A 20,506-nucleotide genomic window follows, 5' to 3' on the forward strand; every position below is an offset into this window, starting at 1 on the left:
ATTACAACGTTTACCGTGGATTCTTACAACGATTGACATCCGCGGTAAAGGGTTCACCCCTCGCGAGCGTGGCACACTCGGTCGACAGGTCGGTGACAGGAGGTTCGGATGGCGACCAGGCTGAGTGATGTGGCGGCGCGGGCCGGTGTGTCGGTGAAGACCGTGTCGAACGTGATCAACGACTATCCGCACATCACCGCGCACACCCGGGCCAAGGTCGAGGCCGCGATCGCCGACCTGGACTACCGGCCGAACGTGAGTGCCCGCTCGCTGCGCAAAGGCCGCTCCGACTTCATCGCGCTGGCGATCCCGGAGATGGCCTCGCCGTACTTCGCCGAGCTCGGGGCCGCGTTCTCCCGGGCCGCCAAGCGCCGTGGGATCACCGTGCTGATCGAGCAGACCGAAGGGGAGCCGGCCGCCGAGCAGATGATTCTGGACGGGATGCGCGGCCAGCTGATCGACGGCATCGTCTTCTCCCCGATCACCAGTTCACCGGCCAAGATCGGCGCGGCCGTGGGCAGCGGGAAGCCGATCGTCCTGCTCGGCGAGCGGACGACCGGCGGTACCTTCGACCATGTCGCGGTGGATTCCGTCCAGGCGGCGTACGACGCGACCACACACCTGATCTCGCTCGGCCGGCGGCGGATCGCGGCCATCGGTGTCGGCGGCGGCGGTGCGTCGGGGACGGGCGCCGTACGGCGTCGTGGGTATCGGAAGGCGTTGAAGGCGGCCGGGTTACCGCACGATCCGGAGCTGGAGCTGGCCGGGACGGGTTATCACCGGCTGGACGGCGCCGCCTCGATGCGCGCGCTGCTGGACCTGCCCGAGCCTCCGGACGCGGTGTTCTGCTTCAACGACCTGCTGGCCCTCGGCGCCCTGCGCACGCTCGCCGACGCGGGGCTGTCGGTGCCGGACGATGTGGCCATCGTCGGCTTCGACGACATCGAGGACGGCCGCTACCACTCGCCGTCACTGACCACGATCTCGCCGGACAAGGAGTGGCTGGCCGATCAGACGGTCGCGCTGCTGCTCGAGCGGATCGCCGGGAGCGGTGAGGCTGCGCGTCGCAACCTCACCGTCCCTTACACGTTGGAGATCCGCGAATCCACCGCTGGTTCAGAAGGCCGCTGAGCAGGCCGTCAGGTTGGCGGTGACACTGCCGCCGCGGGCGACGGTGACCGAGCGGGTCTCGAGGACCTGACCGGTCGGGCGTTCGCAGGTCAGTGTCCACGACTCCGTACCGCCACCGTTCTGGATGGTGATCGGGCGCGTGGACGGGTTGGTGTGCCACGTGTAGGAGCCGCCCGCGGGCACCGTCATCGTGGTCTCGAGGACGTCGGGCAGCAGGGTGCCGTTCCACGTCTTGGTGGTGAAGGACTTCTTCAGCCGCAGTACGGCGCCGGCCGGGCCGGTCCCGGTGACGACGGAGTGCCGGGCCGGGTTGATGGTGGACTCGGCCGCGATCAGGTACGCCTCACGGTTCCCCTTGCCCGCCGTACTGCCGGATCCGAAGTAGTAGTTCACTACGTTCGAGAAGGCCGGGTGGAAGCTGCCCCCGTGCTCGAACGTGAATCCGAGCCCACCCGTCGCGTAGTACGACCAGTCCTCGGTCGTGCCGGTGGTGTCGTACAGCTGGTACGACTTCTGGCTGGTGTAGGCGTTCTGCGCGGCCATCTGGTCAGCGAGCGACTTGTAGACCGTCTCGTCCGGCGTGTTCTGCGCGCTGGCGTAGCCGGGCGGCCGCAGGACGAGGTTGGAGTACGTGTGGTTGGTGATCAGCGTGGTCACCTGGTGCGCGGACACCAGCGACTGGATGTTGCGGGTCTCCGGCTCACTGAAGGCGCTCGGACCGCGGTAGGTCTCCGAGGTCGTGCTGGTCGATGCGCCCGGGCCACCCCAGAAGCCGGAGTAGTTGCGGTTCGGGTCGACACCGCGGGACTGGTTCGTCGACTGCGCGCACTGACCGGCCGTCGGGAGCTGGCCGTTGGTGATCCGGCAGTTCTTCCGCTTCATCTCGTACCCGAGGGTCCGGCTCAGGTTGAAGCCGTCCGGGTTCACCACCGGCACGATGATCACCTTGGACTTCGCCAGGATGTTCGTGATCCGGGTGTCGGCGCCGTCGTTCTTCAGCAGGTCGTAGGCGAACTCGATCGTCAGCTCACCCGACGGCCACTCGCGCGCGTGGTGCAGACCCATCATCAGGAACACCGGCTTGCCACTGCTGGTCGCGACGTCGTGCGAGATCTCCAGGCCCTGCACGGTCCGGCCTTCGAGCGACTTCTCCTTGAGACTGATCAGCTTGGCCTTGGTCGGGTACTGCTGCGCCAGACTCGCCAGGTTGTTGTTGAAGTCGGCCAACTGCCGGTACGCCGTCCGGCCGCTCGGCAAGGTGGCCAGAACCGCCTTGTTCCGCACGGCTTTCGCGTACTCGGCATCGGCCTTCTCGCGTTCCCGATCGGCGCCTTCGAGGTCGTCCTCCAGGACCGACCAGGTGAATCCGGCCAGCGTCAGCAGCCGGAGGTCACTCTTGCCATAGGCAACAACATCGGTGTACGCCGGTCCGGCTGACTCGGCCAGGTCGAGATCCAGGCTGGTCAGGCGCTTACGGTCGGACTGCGTCGGGGTGTTCACCCGGAGCAGTTGAATCAGCTCGTCGTTCTGCTCTGCCACGGCCTTGCGGTCCGGTGGCGCCGAGGCCTGCACAGCGGCAGGCAGTTGGCTCCCGGCACCGACGGCGAGGACGGCCGCCAGTGCGAGGGGAACGAGTCGAGTCCATCGGGCGGGACGGAACACGATGACCTCCAGTAGTTGAGGCATTGCATGCGGTAACTGGAGGGTAGAGGTAGCACCGGTCCCGGGGAAGCAGTTCCCCGCGCGGCGAGGGCTAACCTTCGCCGCCCCGGAGAATCACGCGGGAGTTCAGCGCCCTGCGAGGCCCGCGATCCGGTGAGCCACCCGCTGCTTCGCCGACGCCGACCGTCCGACCCGACCGAGGATCAGGTTCCGCAGGGGCCGCAGCGCGCGGGGCGCGTTCGCCACGCGCGTCAACCGGTGTGCCAGCGCCACCACCTCGACCGCCTCCGCCCGGCCCTGTACGACGTACGCGTCCAGCTCGGATTCGTCGCCACTGGTGATCGCGGTGGACAGCGCGCGGCCCAGTCCGACGGCATCACGCAGGCCGAGGTTCATTCCTTGCCCGCCGACCGGGCTGTGCGTGTGCGCAGCATCGCCGGCCAGCAGGACGCGGCCCTCCCGGTAGCGATCCGCGACGCGTTCGTAGACCCGGAACCGCGAACCCCACACGATGTCGGTCACGGTCGGCCGCACGGACTGCGGCCCGCGCACGGCCACCAACTGCTGCGCGTACGCGACGTCCGGGTGCTCGGGCGCGTCCGGCGTCGCGGCGACCAGCCGGAACGAGCCGTCCGCGAAGGGGGCGACCACAAGCACACCCTGGTGGGCGAAGTACAGAGTCACCTCGTCCGTCCGGAGTCCGCCATCGATACGGACGTCGATCAGACTGGCCGAGAGCATCGGGGTTCCGATCGGCATGGCGATCCCGGCAAGGTCCCGGATCGTGCTGCGGACGCCGTCGGCAGCAACGACGTACTGCGCGTTGATCACCTCACCGGTGTCGAGTGTCACCTGGGCCCGGTCGGCGTCCTGGGTCAGGCCGACCGCCGACCGTGGCCGTAGCACCGAGCCACCCAGCTCCTCCAGTCGCTCCAGCAGGACCGCCTCGGTCACCGTCTGCGGGATGGTCAGCGTGTAGGGGTGACTGGTCTGCAGGTCCCGGAAGGCGAACGCCGCGAGCAGCTTGTCACCGTCGCGAATCGCGAACTGCGGCAGCGCGAGCCCGCTCGCGAGCAGGGTCTTGGTGACACCGAGCGACTCCAGCGCATCCATCGTCCCGGCGTGAATCACCGCCGCCCGCGAGGTGTTCGCTCCGGCAGCGAGCTTGTCGACCACCGCTACCTCGTGCCCGCGTTGCCGGAGCGCGACCGCCGTCGCGAGACCGACGGGTCCGGCGCCCACTACTACGACCTCGACGTTCATCGCTACCTCCACGAGCACTTGTCAACATCTGTTGACTTTCACTGTAAGTAGTGGCTCGATAGAAGTCAACGACCGTTGGCATATGCTGGCCTGATGGTGCAGCGGAAGTCGGACCGGACCCGCGCGGCGATCCTCACCGCCGCCCGGGAGCGGTTCGGTGCCGACGGGTACGAGCGGGCCACGATCCGGGCGATCGCGGCGGACGCGGCGATCGATCCGGCGATGGTGATGCGGTATTTCGGCAGCAAGGAGAAGCTGTTCGCGGAGGCGGCCGAGTTCGACGTCCGGGTCCCCGACCTGAGCGACGTACCGGCCGCGGAGGTGGGCGCGGTGCTGATTCGGCATCTGTTCGCACGCTGGGAGGAGGACGACACCTTCCGGGTGCTGTTGCGGACCGCGGCGACCAACGAGAGCGCGGCCGAGCGGATGCGGCATGTCTTCGCCACGCAGCTCGCCCCGGTGCTGGGGCGGCTCGCTGTCGATCAGCCGACTGTGAGAGCCGGGCTGGTCGCCACCCAGGCCATGGGCTTCGCCCTCTGTCGCTACATTCTGCGGTTCCCGCCGGTGACCGCACTGACGGAGGATCAGGCGGTCGCCTACCTCGCGCCGACCGTCACGCGCTACCTGATGGCGCCGCTCAGCGCGGAGTGAGCCAGCGGGCGACCGCGGGAAGCGTCTCCTCGAGGGACGGCAGGTGCGGGTGCCACTTCGTCTCCCACTCGAGGGAGAGCGGGTAGTCGGTGCCTTCGAGCGCCTGCAGCAGGTCCTGGATCGGGAAGTCGCCGTCCTCGATCGCCACCGGCCGGTAGTTCTGCGTCGAGTCGCTCTGCTTGATCTGGACGAACTCCAGCCACGGCCGCAGTACGGCGAACGCCTCGGCCGGTGTCTCGCCGTGCGACCAGGTGTGCGCGCTGTCCCAGATCACCTGCACGTTGTGGCCGGCGACGTTCGAGTCGATCAGGCTCAGCAGGGCTGCCATCTTGCGGCCGGCGGAGTGCGAGTCGTGAGTCTCCAGCAGGATCCGCGACTCCTTGGGCGCGGTCGCCACCCGGTCCAGGGCCCGGATCTCGCCCGGGGTCGGGGAGTCCGTCGTACCGGCTTCGTCACCGGGGAACACGCGGACACCGCGGGCACCGAGGTCGGCCGCGAGCTCGAGGTGTGCCTCGAGCGGCTGCTCCTCGACCGCGCACAGGTTGACGTAGCTGCTGACCGCGAGAATCTCCAGGCCGGCGTCCTCGATCCGGCTGCGCAGCTCGCGACGCTCGGCCGGCGTCAGCCCGGTGTGGGTGAACTCGTCGGGCGCGGTCCGCAGTTCGAGCCCGGTCACTTTGTTGCTCAGGGCAAGCTTCAGGACCTCGTCCAGGGGTGCGCCGTGGCACCCCAAGGTGGAGAAGGCGAAGGGCACGATCAGGTCCAGCGACGGCGCGGGTGGGTCCGCGGACCGGTCGGCGGCTCGGGCTGGCTCGGCTCCTCGGGCTTGTACTCCTCCGCCGGCTGATACTGCCCGTACGACGACTCGGTGCCGTAGCTGTAGCTGTCGTACGACGGCGCCGGCGGCTCAGTGGTGCTCGAGTACTCCGAGCCGCTGTACGAGGTCGGGGTGTACGCGTCGTACGCCGGAGTCGACGGGGCCGACGGCTCGTAGGCGCTGCTCGTGTAGTCCGAGTTGTACCCGTACTGCGTCGAGTCGTAGCTGCTGGTGCTCGTGTACTCCGAGGTGTACGACGACGTGTAGTCCGTCGCCGGCGTCTCGTAGGACTGGTAGCTGGAGGGCTCGTACGACGAGCTGTAGTCCGAACCGTACGAGGGGGTCTCCGGGGTGTACGACGGCTCCGGACCGTACTCGGGGACCGAGGGGAGCGGCTTCGACGGCGTCAGGAAGTCGTCCTGCGGGGCCAGCACCGGCGCGGGCTCGTAGTACCCGGTCGAGGCCGGCTCGTGCGACGGCGGGTAGACGCTGTGCGACTCCGCCGGGATCACCGACGGGCTGTCCACCGCGACCCGAGCGGCCCTGCGACCAGCGCGCGCAACGGGCGCGGGCTCAGGCTCGGGTGCGGGCTCGTACGACGGGGCGGCCGTCGAGGTCAGGTAGTCCGAGGTGGTCTCGTACGACGTGTAGGGCTCGGAGTAGCTGCTCGCCCACGACGGCTCTGGGTCGATCTGCTGCTCCGGCTGGTACGCGTACGGGTCCGGCTGGACCGTGGTGCGGGACGGCTCGTCGCTCAGCCACCGGCTCTTGGCCGCGGCCAGCGGGTCCTCCTCGGGCGTCGACGAGCCCAGGAACTCGCTCCAGGACGGCTTGAGCGGCTGGTACGCCGTCTGCTCGGTGGGGCTGCTGGTGTCGTCCTGCCAGGTCGACACCGCGTCGAACTGCTCGGTGGAAGGACCGGCGTCGACCGACTGCTCGCTCTGCCAGTTCTCCGCCACCGGAGCGAACGGGCTCCACTTGGGCGCCTCCTCGGCCGGCTCGTCCGCACCGAACGGGCTGCCACCGGGGAAGGACCCCGCGGCCGCACCGTCTCCGGGGAACGCACTCGCGGCCGCCGCGAACGGGCTACCGGCCACCGGACCTGCCTCAGCAGCCGCTGGGAAGCCGGACCCGGCTGCCGCGGCGAACGGGCTGCCGGCTGCTGCCCCACCGCCACCGGCGAGCTGCAGCTCCGGCTGCCGCTCGAGCCGGCGCGTCGGCGACGAAGCGAGCCCGGCCTGGGCCGAGGCCGCGATCGGCTCCGCGATGGCGGGCTGCTCGTCGGTGTCGTCGTTCGCGTACGTCGGGACCGCGGTCAGCTTCGGCTCGCGCTGGTCCCACCACGGGGTCCACTCGCGCTCGGTCTGCATCGCGGTGATCTTGCGGATCACCAGGGTCGCGGCGACCGCGGACACCCCGGTCAGCAGCAGCGACGCCGTACCGGCGAAGGCGATACCGCGCAGGGAGCCGACGTTCGCCGGCATCCACATCAGGAAGCGGCGGACCACCACGTCGAACGCGAGAGCGCCGATCCAGGCGACCCACCACACGGAGGTGAGGGTCGGCGTCCTGAATCGGCGCAGGTCGTCGGCATAGACAGGGGTCTTCGAATCACTCGCGAGCCAGACGTCGTCGACGATCTGCTTCGGATACCAGAGGTTGGGGCCGGGGACGAACCAGCTGGCCAGCACCCAGCCGTGGCTGCGGCGGTGGTCGGCCTGGCAGAACACCTCGGAGTTGACCCGCGCGCGCCACAGCCAGATCACGAAGACCACGGCCGCGGCGACGGAGATGATGACGTTCGGGATCGCGGTGAACTTCGCGATCGCGTCGGCACGATTGAGATCCGCGTCGTCGACGTTCGGCATCCCACCCAGGTAGCGGTGGACCACGGAGTACGTGTTCCAGTCGGACCAGGTGGAGAGCAGGTGCGTGACAGTCGACGCGCCCAGCAGTCCGATCGCGATCTTGCCGACCGTACCTACCTGCTGGAACTCTTCAGTCGAGTGCGGCTGCCACTCATCTTCGGGCTGCTGAACAGCAGACAGCATTGCTGGTTGCGGGTGGCTCACGTCGTGCGTCCCTCGCGTTGCCGGAACTCCGTCTGTTAGTCGGTTCGGCCAGAACCTGCCCCCGCATGACCGAGCCATATTGATACCACGAAGTAGGTACGCCAAGGGAGCCGGTCCCAGCACGGAGGGTATCGACTTAACGTGTTCTTTTCGTACGGCCATCACCACTTGTAACGACCAATCCGACAGTGTGTAACGGTTTGGTTTACCGCGCAGGAGGTTCGAAGCGGGTGGACGGCTGACCGACCGCCCACCACGGCACCCAGGGCCGGTTCGTCTGCAGGTCGTCGATGCGCGCGATCAGCTGTACGGCGAACACCGCGGCCACCGAGGTGGACAGGGCCGAGACGGTCGACAGGATCACGTTGGTCCGCAGATCCCCGACCGTGTTCGCGCCACCGAGGACGCCGCGCTGCACGATGTTGCCGGAGACCAGACCGACCACCCAGGTCAGCCACCAGGCCCAGACCAGCCTGGTGCCGGGCAGGTCGCGCAGCGACTCGGTCTGCGGTGGCGTGCGCGGGTCGCTGGCCGCGACGATGTCGTCGACCACCTGCTTGGGGTACCAGAGGTTGACCACCGGGCAGATCCAGCTCCCCAGCACCCACCCCCGCGTGAACCGGTGCTCACCCCGGCAGAACATCTCCGCGTTCCACCGGACCCGCCACAGCCAGACGATGAACACCGCGGCCGCCGCGAACAGCGCGATCCCCGAGACGATTCCGAGTGAGCCGGAGAACAGGTCCGCCTCGGCCAGCCGGTCCGGATCGTCGCCGTACTGCTGGAGGGTCCGGTACGAGTACCAGTCCGACCAGGTGGTCGCCCAGGTGGTGATCGTCACGACGCCGATCAGCACCGAGGAGGCCAGGCCCATCGTCCGCTCGGAACTGAACCATCGGTCCAGCGGCGGTTGCGGCGGCCGGCTCGGCATGGATCAGATGTAGCACAACACCGCGTGACCGAGCGAGAACATCACGTCGTCGGCCGTCGAAAGTGTCGGTGCGGCGGTAGAGGATGGTGGCATGCGCTGGTGTGTGGTCGATTCGCCGATCGGTGAGCTGTCGCTCGCTGTGGACGAGACCGGTTTGTGCCGGGTCACGTTCCAGCGGCTCGACCGTCCGGCCGAGACCGATCCGCTGTTGACCAGGACCGCGGAGCAGCTCGCGGCGTACTTCGCCGGTGAGCTGCAGGAGTTCGACCTGCCGCTGTCGGTGCGCAGCGGGACGGACTTCGAGCGCGCGGTGTGGACCCAGCTCTCCCGGATCCCGTACGGCGAGATGCAGACGTACGGCGACGTCGCCAAGATCGTGGCGGGTGATGTCGGTGCATCCCGGGCGGTCGGGACGGCGTGCAACCGCAATCCGCTGCCGATCGTCGTTCCCTGTCACCGGGTCGTCGGGGCCGGCGGGAAGATGGTCGGTTTCGGTGGTGGCATCCCGACCAAACGGCATCTGCTGGAGCTCGAGGCACGGGTCAGTTTCGAGACCCTGTGGTCCTGACCGGGCACACAGCGAAACCTGACGAAGATCTGACACCGACATAGCCCTTTGCGGCGCGCCTCGTTGGACTTGGCAGGACTACCGTTGCTATCAGCGATCGATCGATCACCGAAGAATCAAACGATTCAGCAAGCGATCGAGCCGGCCGCCCTCCCACCTGCCTCGGAAGACGCCCACATGACGAAGACTCGCTCGATCGCCCACCCCCACCCCGATCTCGGCGCCCTGATGGACAAGAGCGCCGAAGACTGGTCCGCGCCCGAGATCCAGGACGCCGCCCGCGCGGCGCTCCAGATGCACGCGCCGGACCGCGAGCCGCTCACCCGCACCAAACGCTTCGGCATCGTCCCCTGGATGCATCGCAACCACGCGCTCTGCACCCACTGCGGCGGCACCTATCCGTGTATCACCCATCGCTACGCCACCCAGCTCCTCTCCGCCGGCCGCTACACGATGGCCGCCACCCACGGGGAGCCCGACTCCGGGCCGCAGCCGATCTGACCAAGGCTCCAGCGCACAACACGAAGGCCGCGACCCCCACGGGGATCGCGGCCTTCGCCGTTGCGGTACTTCGGTTCAGGAATCCGAGGGCTTGGTGTCCGTCGACTTCCTGGGGGTGGTGGTCTTCTTGGCGGCGCCGTTGGACGAGGCCTTCACCTCGGGCTTGGCGTCTTCGGCCTTGACCTCGTCAGCCTTCGGAGCCCCAGCCTTCGGGGTCTCGGCCTTCGGAGCCTCCGGCTTAGGGGTCTCGGTCTTGGCCGTCGTGTGGCCGTTGGCACTCTCCGAGCGCGGAGCTGCGGCCGAGCTGTAGTCACGGCCGCTGGTCGGCGTCGACTGCCAGGCCGGCTCCGGCGGGGTGAGCAGCTTCTTCACGGCCGCGGCAGCGAGCGCACCGAGGCCGAGCAGCAGCACCGCCGTACGGAGCTTGTGGCTCTTCTTCGGTACGTCGATCTCACCGCGCAGCGCGGCCTTCGTGGCCTTGCCCCGGCGCGAGGTCTCCTCGACCACCGGCTCGGCGGCGGCCGCCAGCGACGCCAGCGCGGCCGACACCTTCGGCAGCACGTCGTCGTTGAACCGCTCGCGCGCCTTCTCGGCAGCGTGCTCGGTGGCCGGTCCGACCTTGGACAGGGCATCGTCGATCCGCGGTCCGGCCTTCTCGACCGCGACGTGAGCCAGGTGCGCGCCCCGCTCGACCGCCTTCTCGGCGTACGGCGACACCTTCTCCCGCGCGGTGCCCACGGCCGGGCCGAGCTTCTCCGATGCCGTTTCGGCGAACGGCCGGACGCGGTCCTTCGCGATGTCGATCCGGCCCTTGGACTTCCTCAAACCCACAGTTCCCTCCATGGACGCACTGATACCGCTCTGGACAAATCCGGTCTCATCTGCATCGTACGCGTACCCACCTGTCAAACCCCCGGTACCACGGATTCTTGCCCGGACGTGACAGGATCGATGGCGTCAGATGTAACTACCGAGGAGTGACTCCCGTGGCCGAAGAGCTGTACGCAACCCTGCAGACGACGATGGGTGACGTCGTCATCCGGTTGTTCCCCAACCACGCACCGAAGACCGTGGAGAACTTCGTCGGCCTGGCCGAGGGCACCAAGGAGTGGACGGACGCCCAGACCGGGCAGCCGAGCCACGAGAAGTTCTACGACGGCCTGGGCTTCCACCGCGTCATCAAGGGCTTCATGATCCAGGGCGGCTGCCCGCTGGGCACCGGCACCGGGACGCCGGGCTACTCGTTCGACGACGAGATCCACCCGGAGCTCCAGTTCGACCGTCCGTACCTGCTCGCGATGGCGAACGCCGGCATCCAGTTCGGCAAGGGCACCAACGGCTCGCAGTTCTTCGTGACCGTGACCCCGACCCCGCACCTGAACCGCAAGCACACGATCTTCGGCGAGGTCGCCGACGACGCGTCGCGCAAGGTGATCGACGAGATCGCGGTGGTCCCGACCGCCGCCGCCGACCGGCCGATCGACCCGGTCGTCATCAACCACGTGGTCATCGAGCGCAAGAACGCCTGATCCACCCCCGCGGGACCGGTCACCGGACCGGTCCCGTCGCCTTCCCCCCGGAGGACCGCCGTGACGACCGCTTCCGTCTGCTACCGGCACCCGGACCGGCCCGCCGGTGTCCGCTGTCAGCGCTGTGACCGCCCGATCTGCCCGGACTGTATGAACAGTGCGGCGGTCGGCTTCCAATGCCCCAGCTGTTTCAACGAGGGTGTGAAGTCGATCCCGAAGACCCGGACGTCGCTCGGCGGCATCCAGCGCGGCAACCCCCAGGTCATCACGATGACCGTGCTCGCACTGAACGTGCTGGTGTTCATCGGGGTCCGCGTCGGCAGCCCGCAGGTCCTGAACGATCTGGTCCTGTTCCCGGCGCTGGTGGAGACCGAGCCGTGGCGGCTGCTCACGTCGGCCTTCACCCACGTGCAGATCTTCCACATCTTCTCGAACCTGTTCATGCTCTGGCAGATCGGGCCGCCCCTGGAGCAGATGCTCGGCCGGCTGCGCTTCACCATCCTGTACCTGCTGTCCGCACTCGGCGGCGGCATCGCGGTCTGGCTGATCAGCGCACCCACCTCCGCAACACTCGGTGCGTCCGGTGCCGTCCTCGGCCTGGTCGGCGCCCTGCTGGTGGTCAGCCGCGCCCGCAACCTCGACGTCACCTGGATCCTCGGCTACGTCGCCATCACCGCCGTACTGTCCTTCGTGATCCCGAACATCTCCTGGGAAGGCCACCTCGGCGGCTTCGTCACCGGCGCCGCAGTCGCCTGGCTCTTCCTCCAGGACACCAAACGCCGCCGCAGCAAAGCCCGCCTTTAGCCCACGGCGTGTTCCGTACGACGCGGCCCGAACAGGTCGTCGTGGTCGAGCGCCTGCCCGTCAAGGTGCCAGCTCCAGCTCGTCGTCGGCGTGATCCGCAGGTACGGCCCGGCACCGAACCGCCCCGCGCGCGTCACCACCTCGGCCGTCCCGTACACCCGCAGGAACCGCGGTGACCACGGATCGACCGAGACCAGGTCGTCGATCACGAACGCCACCTGCTCCTGCCCCGCCGCGACATTCCGCAGTTTGCGGGTCCGGGCCGGCTCCATCGCCCCGCCGATGTAGAAGTACGTCCCGTCGTACTCGAACCCCACCGGCACGACGTCCGGCTGTCCGTCCGCGCCGACCGTTGCCAGCCGGGCGAGCGGCTGGGTCTTCAGGTAGTTGAGTTCTTCCTCGGTGAATGCCATACACTCAAAGTACAACGCGCGTTGTACTGATGCCAGGGGGATCCGGTGGTCCGAAGTAGCAAGCGGCAGGATGTGCTGGGCGGTGCGTTGACCGTGTTCGCGCGGGACGGTTACGCGCGGGCGAGTATCGACGTGATCGCGGCCGAGGCCGGCGTCTCGACACGGACGCTCTACAACCACTTCGGCGACAAGGCCGGGCTGTTCCAGGCGGTCATCCAGGAGAGCGCGACTCGGGTAGCCGCTGCGCAGCTGGCCATCGTCGAGAGTCACCTGACCGAGATCACCGACCTGGAGTCCGACCTGGTCGCGTTCGGCATCGCCTGGCGGACGCCGGTCCCGGACTTCGCCGAGCACTCGGCTCTGGTCCGGCAGATCAACGCCGAGGCCGGTCACATCCCCGAGGACGCCATCAACGCCTGGCAGGAGGCCGGACCACTCGCCGTACGGCGGGCAATCGCCGACCGGTTCGCGGCCTTCGCCGCCGACGGTCTGCTCCGGATCGACGACCCACTGCGTGCGGCGCTGCACTTCTCGCAACTCATCTCCGGCTCCAACCCGTCCTACCGTGGAGGACCCATGCCCGATCTTGCCGACACCGTCACCACCGGGGTGCACGCCTTCCTCTATGGGTACGCCGGCTGATGCGCTACCGCTTGTTCGGTCGCACTGGACTCCGCGTCTCCGAGCTCTTCCTGGGCGCTATGCGCTTCACCTCGGCCGAGCAGGCCCGCCCGATCATCGACCTGTACGCCGACTCCGGTGGCAACGTGATCGACACCGCCGACGCCTACGGTCCGAGCGAAGACATCGTCGGCGAGGTCCTCACCGGACGCCGGGACCAGTTCGTGCTCGCCTCGAAGTACTCGCTGCCGCGGGACCCGCACGATGTCAATGCCACCGGCAACCATCGGAAGAACCTCCGGCTCGCGCTCGACTCCAGCCTGCGCCGGCTCGGCACCGACTACCTCGACATCTACTGGGTGCACTACTGGGAGCGGCACACCCCGATCGAGGAGACCCTGCGTGCCCTCGACGACGCCGTCCGCGCCGGGAAGATCCTGTACGCCGGGATCTCGGACGCACCGGCCTGGCTCGTCGCCCGCGGCAACACCTTGGCCGAGTGGCGGGACTGGTCGCCGTTCGCGGGTCTGCAGGTTCCGTACAGCCTGCTGCAGCGTGACATCGAGCGCGAACTGCTGCCGATGGCAGAGGCGTTCGGCATGACGGTCGCTGCCTGGGCCCCGCTGGCGCACGGCCGACTCACGAAACCCGCGGCCGACGACTCCGTGGTCAGCACCGTCCACAAGGTCGCGGCCGAGCTCAATGCCACCCCCGCCCAAGTCGCCCTCGCCTGGACCAGGACCCATTCGCGCGCGGTCCATCCACTCGTCGGCGCGAGCTCACCCGACCAGCTCACCGACAACCTCGGCGCGCTCGACCTCGATCTGCCGCACGACGCCGTACAGCGACTAGAGGCCGCCACCGACTTCGCCGTCGGCTTCCCGCAGGACTTCATCACCGAAGCCATGCTCGACCCCGACCGGATCGACGGCCGCCGAAACACCAACTGAGGTTCAGTGAGGCCGTCCCCAGACCACCGACGCGGTGATCGGGAGGCTGAGCCAGCCGTCCCGCTCGTACTCTCGGACCACCGCGGCCACCTTGTCGTCGAAGCGGGCGGCCTCGTCGGCCGGCATCAACTCCCGGGCCAGGGATGCGGTCGAATGAAACTGTTCGATGTAGTCGCGCGTCGGTTGGGTGAAGACCACGGCGCCGGTCTCCCGCCGACCATGGATGTCGAACAGGCCTTGCTCGGCCAGCGCGTCCGGCAGTGAGAAACCCGGGTCGTACGCCGAGTTGCGGGTGTGCGCGACGATCACCTCGACCAGCGCGTCCTGCCACGGAAGTTGGTGATATCGCTGGTCAACGATGGCCAGCACGGCGTTCGGCGCGAGGAGCCGTTCGATCCGGGCCAGAGTGGTGGTCGGGTCCATCCAGTGCAGGCTGGCGCCGGCGGTGACCAGACCGTATGGCCCTCGCACGGTCATCTGCTCGGCCGGCTCCACGAGCCACACCAGGTTGCTCCGTTGCCCGCCGGGGCGGCGACGTCCGGCAGCCACCATCGCCGCGGAGATTTCCACCGCGTCGACCCGGTCGACCCGCTCGGCCAGCGGCCGAGCCAGCGCGCCGTCGCCGGCCCCGATGTCGAGCACCGCCCGGGGTTCGTCGACGATCAGCTTTTCCAGCATGTCGAACAGCTCGGCGGGGTACGGCGGGCGGTGCGCGTACGCCGCGGCCACGCCGGCGTGCTGGAACGACGAGGCCAGGCGGCGACTGGACATACAACCTCCACGGTGAGTATCCGGTCACTGCTTACCACGAAGCCGGTATACGGGCTAGGCCACAATTGACGCTCGGTTGGATAAAGAGCCGTGACACCTTCCGGCTGGGGCGCGTCTAATCGAGGCACGTCCCGACGGGGGACCCAGGCGGTTAGGACGGTTCGATGAGCCCACGAGCAGTGGACAAACGCGCCCGGCCCGGTAACGAGCCGGGCTCCGGGTCAGCGGAGGATCAGGCAGCTGTCCCCGAACTCGTGCCAGAGGTATCGCTCATGCAGAGCCGCGTCGTAGGCCTGTTGCACGGTGCCACCTCCCGCAACAGCCTCAAGGAGGAGCAGGTGCGAGGCCTCGGGGGCGTGCATTCCGGTGACGAGGCCGTCGACGACGGCAGCGGGGTGGTCGGGACCGAGGACGAGGTCGGTCCACCCGTGCGCAGCGACGACTGATCCGTCGGCCGCGACCGCCGACTCGATCGCCCGGACCGCAGTGGTTCCCACTGCCACGATGCGACCGCCGTTGCCCTTCACCCAGTTCACCAACCGTGCGGTGTGCTCGGGTACGTCGTACCGCTCGGGCAACGGCGGTTCGTGGCTCTCCAGTGAGGAGACGCCGCAGTGCAGCGTGATCGGCGCGATCAGCACCCCCTGCGCGGCCAGCCGGCTCACCAGCTCGAAGCTGAACGGCCGGGCCGCACTCGGCATCTCCGCGCTACCCGGGTCCCGGGCGAACACAGTCTGGTACGACGCGATCGGCCACCGCTTGTTCACGTAGCTATAGGTGATGGGACGCCCGTGCCGATGCAAGTAACTGATCATGTCCGTCACCGGCGGCTTGGCCCGCCACAGGCGGTTCGAGTCCCGCTGGTGTGGAGCCAGCAGGGTCAGGATCCCGCGTGGCAGCTCCACCTGGTCACCCGCCGTACCGCCGAACATCGGTGCGCCGCCGTTGCGCAACTCGACCACCCAGTTGCCGTCGTCGAGCGCAGTGGAGAAGTGCACGACCACTGGGGCCACTCCCGCACCTGTGATCCAGGTGCCGTCGACTGCGGCCGGCAGCGTCCCGGACGTGTTCACCAGCAGGAGATCGCCGGGCCGGAGGTGATCACCGATCCGATCGAAGCGGGTGTGCGTGACGGCCGACCCCTCCGCGACCAGCAGCTTCACCTGATCCCGCGACAGCCCTCTGGCCTCTGGCGGTTCAGTGGCGTTGAGCGAGTCCGGCAGAACGAATCTCGTGTGTGGATGGACAGTCACGATGTCACCGCCGGCGCGAACTCCGCAGCCCGGTAGCGACCACTCGCCGGCCGCTGGTCCAGCAACGCCAGAAACGCCGGTACGACGGTCGCGGGCTCCGGGCGATCCGAGATGTCCTCACCGGGGAAGGCAGCCTGGTGCATCGCGGTCCGCAGATCACCTGGGTCAACGGCGTACACCGCCAGCGACGGGTGCTCTGCCCCGAGCACTCGAGACGCGTGGTCGAGTGCCGCCTTGGCCGAACCGTAGCCACCCCAGGTCTCGTAGGGCTCGACTGCGGCATCGGAGCTGACGTTGACGATCACACCGGTCGCCGTCGTGAGTGCTGGGAGCAGAGCCTGCGTCAGGGCGAGTGGTGCGACCACGTTGACCTCGTAGACGCGACGGAGCTCGTCGAGGTCCGCAGAGCCCAACGCCTGCAGCGGACTGGGCCCGAGGTAGCTCGCGTTGTTGATCAACAGGTCGAGACGGCCGAGCTCACCGATGACATCGGCCAGATCGGCGCGGTGCTGCGGATCGGTCACATCGCCGGCCAGCGGTACGACGTCGGTACGGTCGGCCAGCGCATCGGCGGCATCCTTGAGTGCGTCGGCACCGCGGGCATCGATCACCAGCGCCCAGCCCCGATCGGCCAGCCCGTGGGCCAGCGCGAGGCCGAGGCCGGCCGAAGCACCGGTGATGAGAGCGACAGGACGGTTCGCGGGTTCAGGAGTCATGCCCACGACTGTCCAACTTCAAGTTAACTTGAGGTCAAGAGGATCCCTGGATTGAGCACGCCTTCCGGGTCGAGCACACCCTTGACCGCACGCAACGCCTCCGCGGCCAGCGGACCGATCTCCGCGGCGTAGGCCTCACGGTGATCCGTCCCGACGCCATGGTGGTGGCTGATCGTCCCGCCCGCTTCAGCGATCGCAGTGTTCGCAGCGAGTTTCGCCTGTCGCCACTGGTCGATCGGCTCAGTGGTCTGCGCGCAGATGACGGTGAAGTAGAGCGATGCGCCGGTCTCGTACACATGTGACACATGACAGAGCACCAGCGGCGGAGTGCCTTGATCACTGAGCGCCTTGACCAGCGCATCGGTCACAGCAGCCTTCAGTGCGGGGATGCGCGACCAGAACCCTGCAGTCTCGAGTGTTTCGACCAGTGCGCCTTCGTCAAGCAACGGATCCCGCAGGTACGGCGCCTTGTACCGCCCGACCCGCCAAGCCTCACCTGCCTCCGCACCGAGGTTCTGACCACCTGCTGCGGTCAGCACGTCACCAGTCGCCGATTTGTACGGACCGTCGAAGCCGACAATCGCCAGTACGCCGCCTGGCCCGTCCGGATGGTTGACCGCGGTCTCGGCCTCGTCCGACAACCGCAGCACAGTCGGCAACGGCCCGTCCTGCGCCAATCGCCGTACGGCGGTCAGTCCGGCCTCGAAGGTGTCGAACCGCCACCCCTCGAAATGCCGCTCCTCCGGCCGCGGGCGGATCCGGACGACGACCGAGGTGATGATGCCGAAGGCACCTTCGGATCCGAGCACCAGCTGGCGCAGATCCGGACCGGCTGCCGACATCGGCGCGCGGCCGAGCTCGACCGTGCCGCGCGGAGTCGCCAGCGTCAGCCCGACCACCATCTGGTCGAACCGCCCGTACCCCGCGGACGACTGCCCGCTGGACCGGGCGGCGGCGTACCCACCGATGCTCGCGCCTTCGTAGGACTGCGGGAAGTGCCCGAGCGTGTAGCCGTGTTTCGCGAGCAGCGCCTCGGCCGCCGGACCACGCACGCCGGCCTGCAGCGTCGCGGTCCGCGAAATGTCGTCGACCTCGAGCAGTTGATCCAGCCGACGCAGGTCCACGGTCACGAACCGCCGGGACGCCGCGAGCCCGCCGACCACCGACGTACCGCCCGAGTAGGGCACCACTGCCAGGTCATGCTCGGCGCAGGCGGCCAGCAACGCCAGGACCTCGTCATGGGTGGCCGGGAAGACGACCGCGTCGGGCATGTCCGAGGTGTCACCGGCACGATGCCGCAGCAGGTCAGGTGTCGAGTACCCGCGGGTGTGCGCCCAGCGCGCGGTCAGATCGGTCGTCACGTGCTCCGCTCCGACCACCTCGGCCAGGACGGCCACCTGCTCAGGCGAGAGCCCCGGGCGGTCCGCCGGATCGACCGGGCCGGACTCAGGACGCCGTACGCCGAGGTGGTGCAGCGCGGCGAGTGCCGGAGCCGGCACCTCGACCGAGACCTCCGGATCACCCCAGCGGCCCGGCGTGAGTTGCACCACCGGCAAGTCGGATTCGGTCATTTCGAGCTCCCCATCACTGCTTCGCCGGGGTAGCGTCGTGGGCAGATGAAACCCCTGATCACACCTGCCCACGACGGTTCCCGGACGTCGGAGTCGCTGATACACTCTGACGTGTGATGTCTCAGCGTAGCAGCGAATCAGGGTCCGAGACCAGCAGTCGTCCCACTCCCGCCAACGCAATCGGCGAGGAGCGGATCCTGGACGCGGCGTACGAGCTGTTACTGGCGATCGGGATGCGCCGGATGACGATGGCCGATATCGCCCGGCACGCCGAGGTCTCCCGCGCCACCCTCTACCGCCGCTGGCCGAATGTGCAGGCTGTGGTCGCCGCCCTGATGACCCGGGAGTGGACGACCGCGCTCATGTCGGCCTTCCAGCCGGACGCCGCCGACGGCCGCACGCGCCTGGTCGAGGGCGTGGTCGAGGTCGTCGCGCACACCCGCGTGCACCCGCTGATGCGCAAGATCATCGAGCTCGATCCCGAGTTCCTCACGCCGTACCTGCTCGAGCGCCGCGGCAGCAGCACGGTCGCACACCTTGCGCTGGTGGAGGAGGGCATCAAGGCCGGGCAGGCGGACGGTTCGATCCAGGACAGCGATCCGGTCTGGCTGGCCCGGCAGATCATTCTGGTCGCGCTCGCCTCGGCCGTGTCCGGTCCGGTGATGGCCTCGAAGGAGGAGTACCCGAAGCTCGACGAGCAACTCCGCGACATGCTCACCAAATACCTGACGCCATGATCGCCTCCATCGGCAACGCCAGTCTGAACGCGGCTCGCCGGGCTCGTGAGCTCGACTGGCTGGCGACGACCGGCAAGGTCGACGTACTGGTGATCGGCGGTGGCGTGACCGGCGCCGGCGTCGCACTGGATGCGGCCGCTCGCGGTCTGACCGTTGCCCTGGTGGAGAAGCACGATCTGGCCTTCGGGACCAGCCGCTGGAGCTCGAAGCTCGTGCACGGCGGTCTGCGCTACCTGGCCTCCGGGCACGTGGGCATCGCCTATGAGAGCGCGGTCGAGCGCGGGATCCTGATGAAAACGACCGCGCCGCACCTCGTCCATCCGGTTCCGCAGCTCGCGCCATGGATGCCGCAGGCAAAGGCTTCACAGGCGGCGCTGCTGCGCGGCGCGTTCCTCGGTGGCGACATCCTGCGCACGTTCGCACGGACCAGCGACGACTATCTGCCGCACTCCCGCCGGGTCAGCTCGGCCGAGGTCATGCGCTATGCACCGACCCTGCGACCCGAGGGTCTACGCGGCGGCTTCCTGACCTGGGACGGCCAGCTGTACGACGACGCCCGGCTGGTGATCGCGATCGCTCGCACGGCCGCGCAGTACGGCGCTCGCGTGCTGACCCGCGTCGCAGCCACCGAGGTGACCGGCCATGGCGCCGTACTGGTCGACCAGCTGACCGGGGACCGGATCACCGTGGATGCGACGGTCGTGATCAACGCAGCCGGGATCTGGGCCGGCCAGATCACCGACGGCATCAAGCTCAGGCCCAGCCGCGGCACTCATCTGGTCTTCCCACAGACTGCCTTCGGTGGACTGTCCGCGGTGCTGACCGTGGGCGTGCCGGGGGAGCTGCGCCGGGTGGTGATGGCGATCCCTGCGCCGGACGATCGCGTGTACGTCGGACTGACCGATGAGGACGCGCCTGGTCCGGTGAGCGACGTACCGCGCGCGACGGACGGAGAGATCGACTTCCTCCTCGACACCATCAACCGTGCGGTGCAGACGCCGCTCACCCGGGCCGACCTGCTCGGCACGTACGCCGGACTGCGCCCGCTACTCGACACCGGCCATGGCAACAAGACAGCCGACATCTCGCGGCGGCACGCGGTGATCACCGGGCCGGACGGGCTGGTGACCATCGTCGGCGGCAAGCTGACCACCTACCGGCGGATGGCGCAGGACGCACTCGACACCGCGCTCGCACAGTCCACACTCAGCACCCGCCGCCCCTGCATGACGCACCGGATCCCACTGGTCGGTGCGGCCGACCGGGTCCGGTTGGCGTCAGTAGCCGCTCCGGCGCGGTTCGTCCACCGGTACGGCGTCGAGGCGCCCCAGGTGATCTCGGCGGCCGGCGCCACCCTCGACCCGGTCGCGGCCGGGCTCAAGACGACGTACGCGGAGCTGCTGTTCGCAGTCCGGCACGAGGGTGCGCTCGACGAGGACGACGTACTCGACCGGCGGACCCGGATCGGCCTGTCCGCCGCCGACCGCGAGCTGGCACTACCTGCGGTCCGGGAGGCGTTCGCCGCGGTCTGAGCGCTCCCTCTCC

The 20,506-nt window shown here is 68.6% G+C and carries 21 protein-coding genes; 10 read left to right on the forward strand and 11 right to left on the reverse strand.

The features are described 5' to 3' along the window. Nucleotides 1-108 precede the first annotated feature (108 nt). Nucleotides 109-1,131 (forward strand): LacI family DNA-binding transcriptional regulator, encoded by a 1,023-nt coding sequence (locus ACFCV3_RS24550; RefSeq protein ID WP_376033471.1) that lies wholly within the window; start codon nucleotides 109-111, stop codon nucleotides 1,129-1,131. Here ACFCV3_RS24550 and ACFCV3_RS24555 read toward each other — a convergent pair. Both ACFCV3_RS24555 and ACFCV3_RS24560 read right to left on the reverse strand, forming a co-directional pair. After that, complete coding sequence (locus ACFCV3_RS24555) at nucleotides 1,117-2,793, reverse strand: M14 family metallopeptidase (RefSeq protein ID WP_376033473.1); 1,677 nt, start codon at nucleotides 2,791-2,793, stop codon at nucleotides 1,117-1,119. The two genes, ACFCV3_RS24550 and ACFCV3_RS24555, sit on opposite strands and share 15 nt — an antisense overlap. Nucleotides 2,794-2,919: 126 nt before the next feature. After that, entirely contained in the window at nucleotides 2,920-4,056 is a 1,137-nt protein-coding gene (locus tag ACFCV3_RS24560; RefSeq protein WP_376033475.1) for an FAD-dependent oxidoreductase, read from the reverse strand. A 93-nt stretch (nucleotides 4,057-4,149) separates the two neighbouring features. Here ACFCV3_RS24560 and ACFCV3_RS24565 point away from each other — a divergent pair, with 93 nt between their 5' ends. Then, a complete protein-coding gene (locus ACFCV3_RS24565) occupies nucleotides 4,150-4,707 on the forward strand; it encodes a TetR family transcriptional regulator (RefSeq protein ID WP_376033478.1) in 558 nt (185 codons plus the stop codon). Here the strand turns inward: ACFCV3_RS24565 and ACFCV3_RS24570 are convergent. The 3 genes from ACFCV3_RS24570 to ACFCV3_RS24580 all read right to left on the reverse strand — a co-directional run bounded on the left by ACFCV3_RS24570 (nucleotide 4,694) and on the right by ACFCV3_RS24580 (nucleotide 8,527). Beyond that, nucleotides 4,694-5,461, reverse strand: a complete 768-nt coding sequence (locus ACFCV3_RS24570; RefSeq protein WP_376033480.1) for a sugar phosphate isomerase/epimerase family protein — start codon at nucleotides 5,459-5,461, stop codon at nucleotides 4,694-4,696. The two genes, ACFCV3_RS24565 and ACFCV3_RS24570, sit on opposite strands and share 14 nt — an antisense overlap. Before the next feature lie 2 nt (nucleotides 5,462-5,463). Then, nucleotides 5,464-7,596, reverse strand: coding sequence for a DUF4328 domain-containing protein (locus ACFCV3_RS24575; RefSeq protein ID WP_376033482.1), 2,133 nt, complete (start codon nucleotides 7,594-7,596; stop codon nucleotides 5,464-5,466). Between the two features lie 205 nt (nucleotides 7,597-7,801). Further along, nucleotides 7,802-8,527, reverse strand: coding sequence for a DUF4328 domain-containing protein (locus tag ACFCV3_RS24580; RefSeq protein ID WP_376033484.1), 726 nt, complete (start codon nucleotides 8,525-8,527; stop codon nucleotides 7,802-7,804). A 91-nt stretch (nucleotides 8,528-8,618) separates the two neighbouring features. Between ACFCV3_RS24580 and ACFCV3_RS24585 the strand changes: the two genes are divergently transcribed. Next, nucleotides 8,619-9,095: a methylated-DNA--[protein]-cysteine S-methyltransferase gene (locus tag ACFCV3_RS24585; protein WP_376033486.1), complete on the forward strand. Its 477-nt coding sequence runs from the start codon at nucleotides 8,619-8,621 to the stop codon at nucleotides 9,093-9,095. 177 nt (nucleotides 9,096-9,272) lie between these two features. Continuing rightward, complete coding sequence (locus ACFCV3_RS24590; RefSeq protein WP_376033488.1) at nucleotides 9,273-9,596, forward strand: hypothetical protein; 324 nt, start codon at nucleotides 9,273-9,275, stop codon at nucleotides 9,594-9,596. A gap of 75 nt (nucleotides 9,597-9,671) precedes the next feature. Here ACFCV3_RS24590 and ACFCV3_RS24595 read toward each other — a convergent pair whose 3' ends face one another. After that, nucleotides 9,672-10,427: a DUF5324 family protein gene (locus tag ACFCV3_RS24595; RefSeq protein WP_376033490.1), complete on the reverse strand. Its 756-nt coding sequence runs from the start codon at nucleotides 10,425-10,427 to the stop codon at nucleotides 9,672-9,674. A gap of 155 nt (nucleotides 10,428-10,582) precedes the next feature. Between ACFCV3_RS24595 and ACFCV3_RS24600 the strand changes: the two genes are divergently transcribed. Both ACFCV3_RS24600 and ACFCV3_RS24605 read left to right on the forward strand, forming a co-directional pair. After that, on the forward strand, nucleotides 10,583-11,125 hold the full coding sequence (locus tag ACFCV3_RS24600) for a peptidylprolyl isomerase (protein ID WP_132407134.1): 543 nt from the start codon (nucleotides 10,583-10,585) through the stop codon (nucleotides 11,123-11,125). A 60-nt stretch (nucleotides 11,126-11,185) separates the two neighbouring features. Next, nucleotides 11,186-11,929 carry a rhomboid family intramembrane serine protease gene (locus tag ACFCV3_RS24605; RefSeq protein WP_376033492.1) on the forward strand — a complete coding sequence of 248 codons (744 nt, stop codon included), beginning with the start codon at nucleotides 11,186-11,188 and terminating at the stop codon, nucleotides 11,927-11,929. Here the strand turns inward: ACFCV3_RS24605 and ACFCV3_RS24610 are convergent. Then, on the reverse strand, nucleotides 11,926-12,342 hold the full coding sequence (locus ACFCV3_RS24610; RefSeq protein ID WP_376033494.1) for a PPOX class F420-dependent oxidoreductase: 417 nt from the start codon (nucleotides 12,340-12,342) through the stop codon (nucleotides 11,926-11,928). The two genes, ACFCV3_RS24605 and ACFCV3_RS24610, sit on opposite strands and share 4 nt — an antisense overlap. 45 nt (nucleotides 12,343-12,387) lie before the next feature. On the opposite strand from ACFCV3_RS24610, the gene ACFCV3_RS24615 reads away from it, so the two are divergent. Then, the gene (locus tag ACFCV3_RS24615; protein WP_376033496.1) at nucleotides 12,388-12,984 is read left to right on the forward strand and encodes a TetR/AcrR family transcriptional regulator; all 597 of its coding nucleotides are present in this window, start codon (nucleotides 12,388-12,390) and stop codon (nucleotides 12,982-12,984) included. Next, a complete protein-coding gene (locus ACFCV3_RS24620; RefSeq protein ID WP_376033498.1) occupies nucleotides 12,984-13,913 on the forward strand; it encodes an aldo/keto reductase in 930 nt (309 codons plus the stop codon). Before ACFCV3_RS24615 ends, ACFCV3_RS24620 begins: the two co-directional genes overlap by 1 nt. 3 nt (nucleotides 13,914-13,916) lie before the next feature. Here the strand turns inward: ACFCV3_RS24620 and ACFCV3_RS24625 are convergent, their stop codons facing one another. The 4 genes from ACFCV3_RS24625 to ACFCV3_RS24640 all read right to left on the reverse strand — a co-directional run bounded on the left by ACFCV3_RS24625 (nucleotide 13,917) and on the right by ACFCV3_RS24640 (nucleotide 18,224). Then, on the reverse strand, nucleotides 13,917-14,684 hold the full coding sequence (locus ACFCV3_RS24625) for a class I SAM-dependent methyltransferase (protein WP_376033500.1): 768 nt from the start codon (nucleotides 14,682-14,684) through the stop codon (nucleotides 13,917-13,919). A 221-nt stretch (nucleotides 14,685-14,905) separates the two neighbouring features. After that, nucleotides 14,906-15,937, reverse strand: a complete 1,032-nt coding sequence (locus ACFCV3_RS24630) for an S-adenosylmethionine:tRNA ribosyltransferase-isomerase (protein WP_376033502.1) — start codon at nucleotides 15,935-15,937, stop codon at nucleotides 14,906-14,908. Further along, nucleotides 15,934-16,653, reverse strand: a complete 720-nt coding sequence (locus ACFCV3_RS24635) for an SDR family NAD(P)-dependent oxidoreductase (protein ID WP_376033504.1) — start codon at nucleotides 16,651-16,653, stop codon at nucleotides 15,934-15,936. The genes ACFCV3_RS24630 and ACFCV3_RS24635 overlap by 4 nt, the downstream gene beginning before the upstream one ends. Nucleotides 16,654-16,676: 23 nt before the next feature. Further along, complete coding sequence (locus tag ACFCV3_RS24640) at nucleotides 16,677-18,224, reverse strand: FAD-binding oxidoreductase (protein WP_376033506.1); 1,548 nt, start codon at nucleotides 18,222-18,224, stop codon at nucleotides 16,677-16,679. Between the two features lie 116 nt (nucleotides 18,225-18,340). On the opposite strand from ACFCV3_RS24640, the gene ACFCV3_RS24645 reads away from it, so the two are divergent. Next, a complete protein-coding gene (locus ACFCV3_RS24645; RefSeq protein WP_376033508.1) occupies nucleotides 18,341-18,961 on the forward strand; it encodes a TetR/AcrR family transcriptional regulator in 621 nt (206 codons plus the stop codon). Then, entirely contained in the window at nucleotides 18,958-20,493 is a 1,536-nt protein-coding gene (locus ACFCV3_RS24650) for a glycerol-3-phosphate dehydrogenase/oxidase (protein WP_376033510.1), read from the forward strand. Before ACFCV3_RS24645 ends, ACFCV3_RS24650 begins: the two co-directional genes overlap by 4 nt. The last annotated feature ends 13 nt before the right edge of the window (nucleotides 20,494-20,506 follow it).

Origin of the sequence: Kribbella sp. NPDC056345 (assembly GCF_042262745.1) — a bacterium.
Taxonomy (GTDB): domain Bacteria; phylum Actinomycetota; class Actinomycetes; order Propionibacteriales; family Kribbellaceae; genus Kribbella.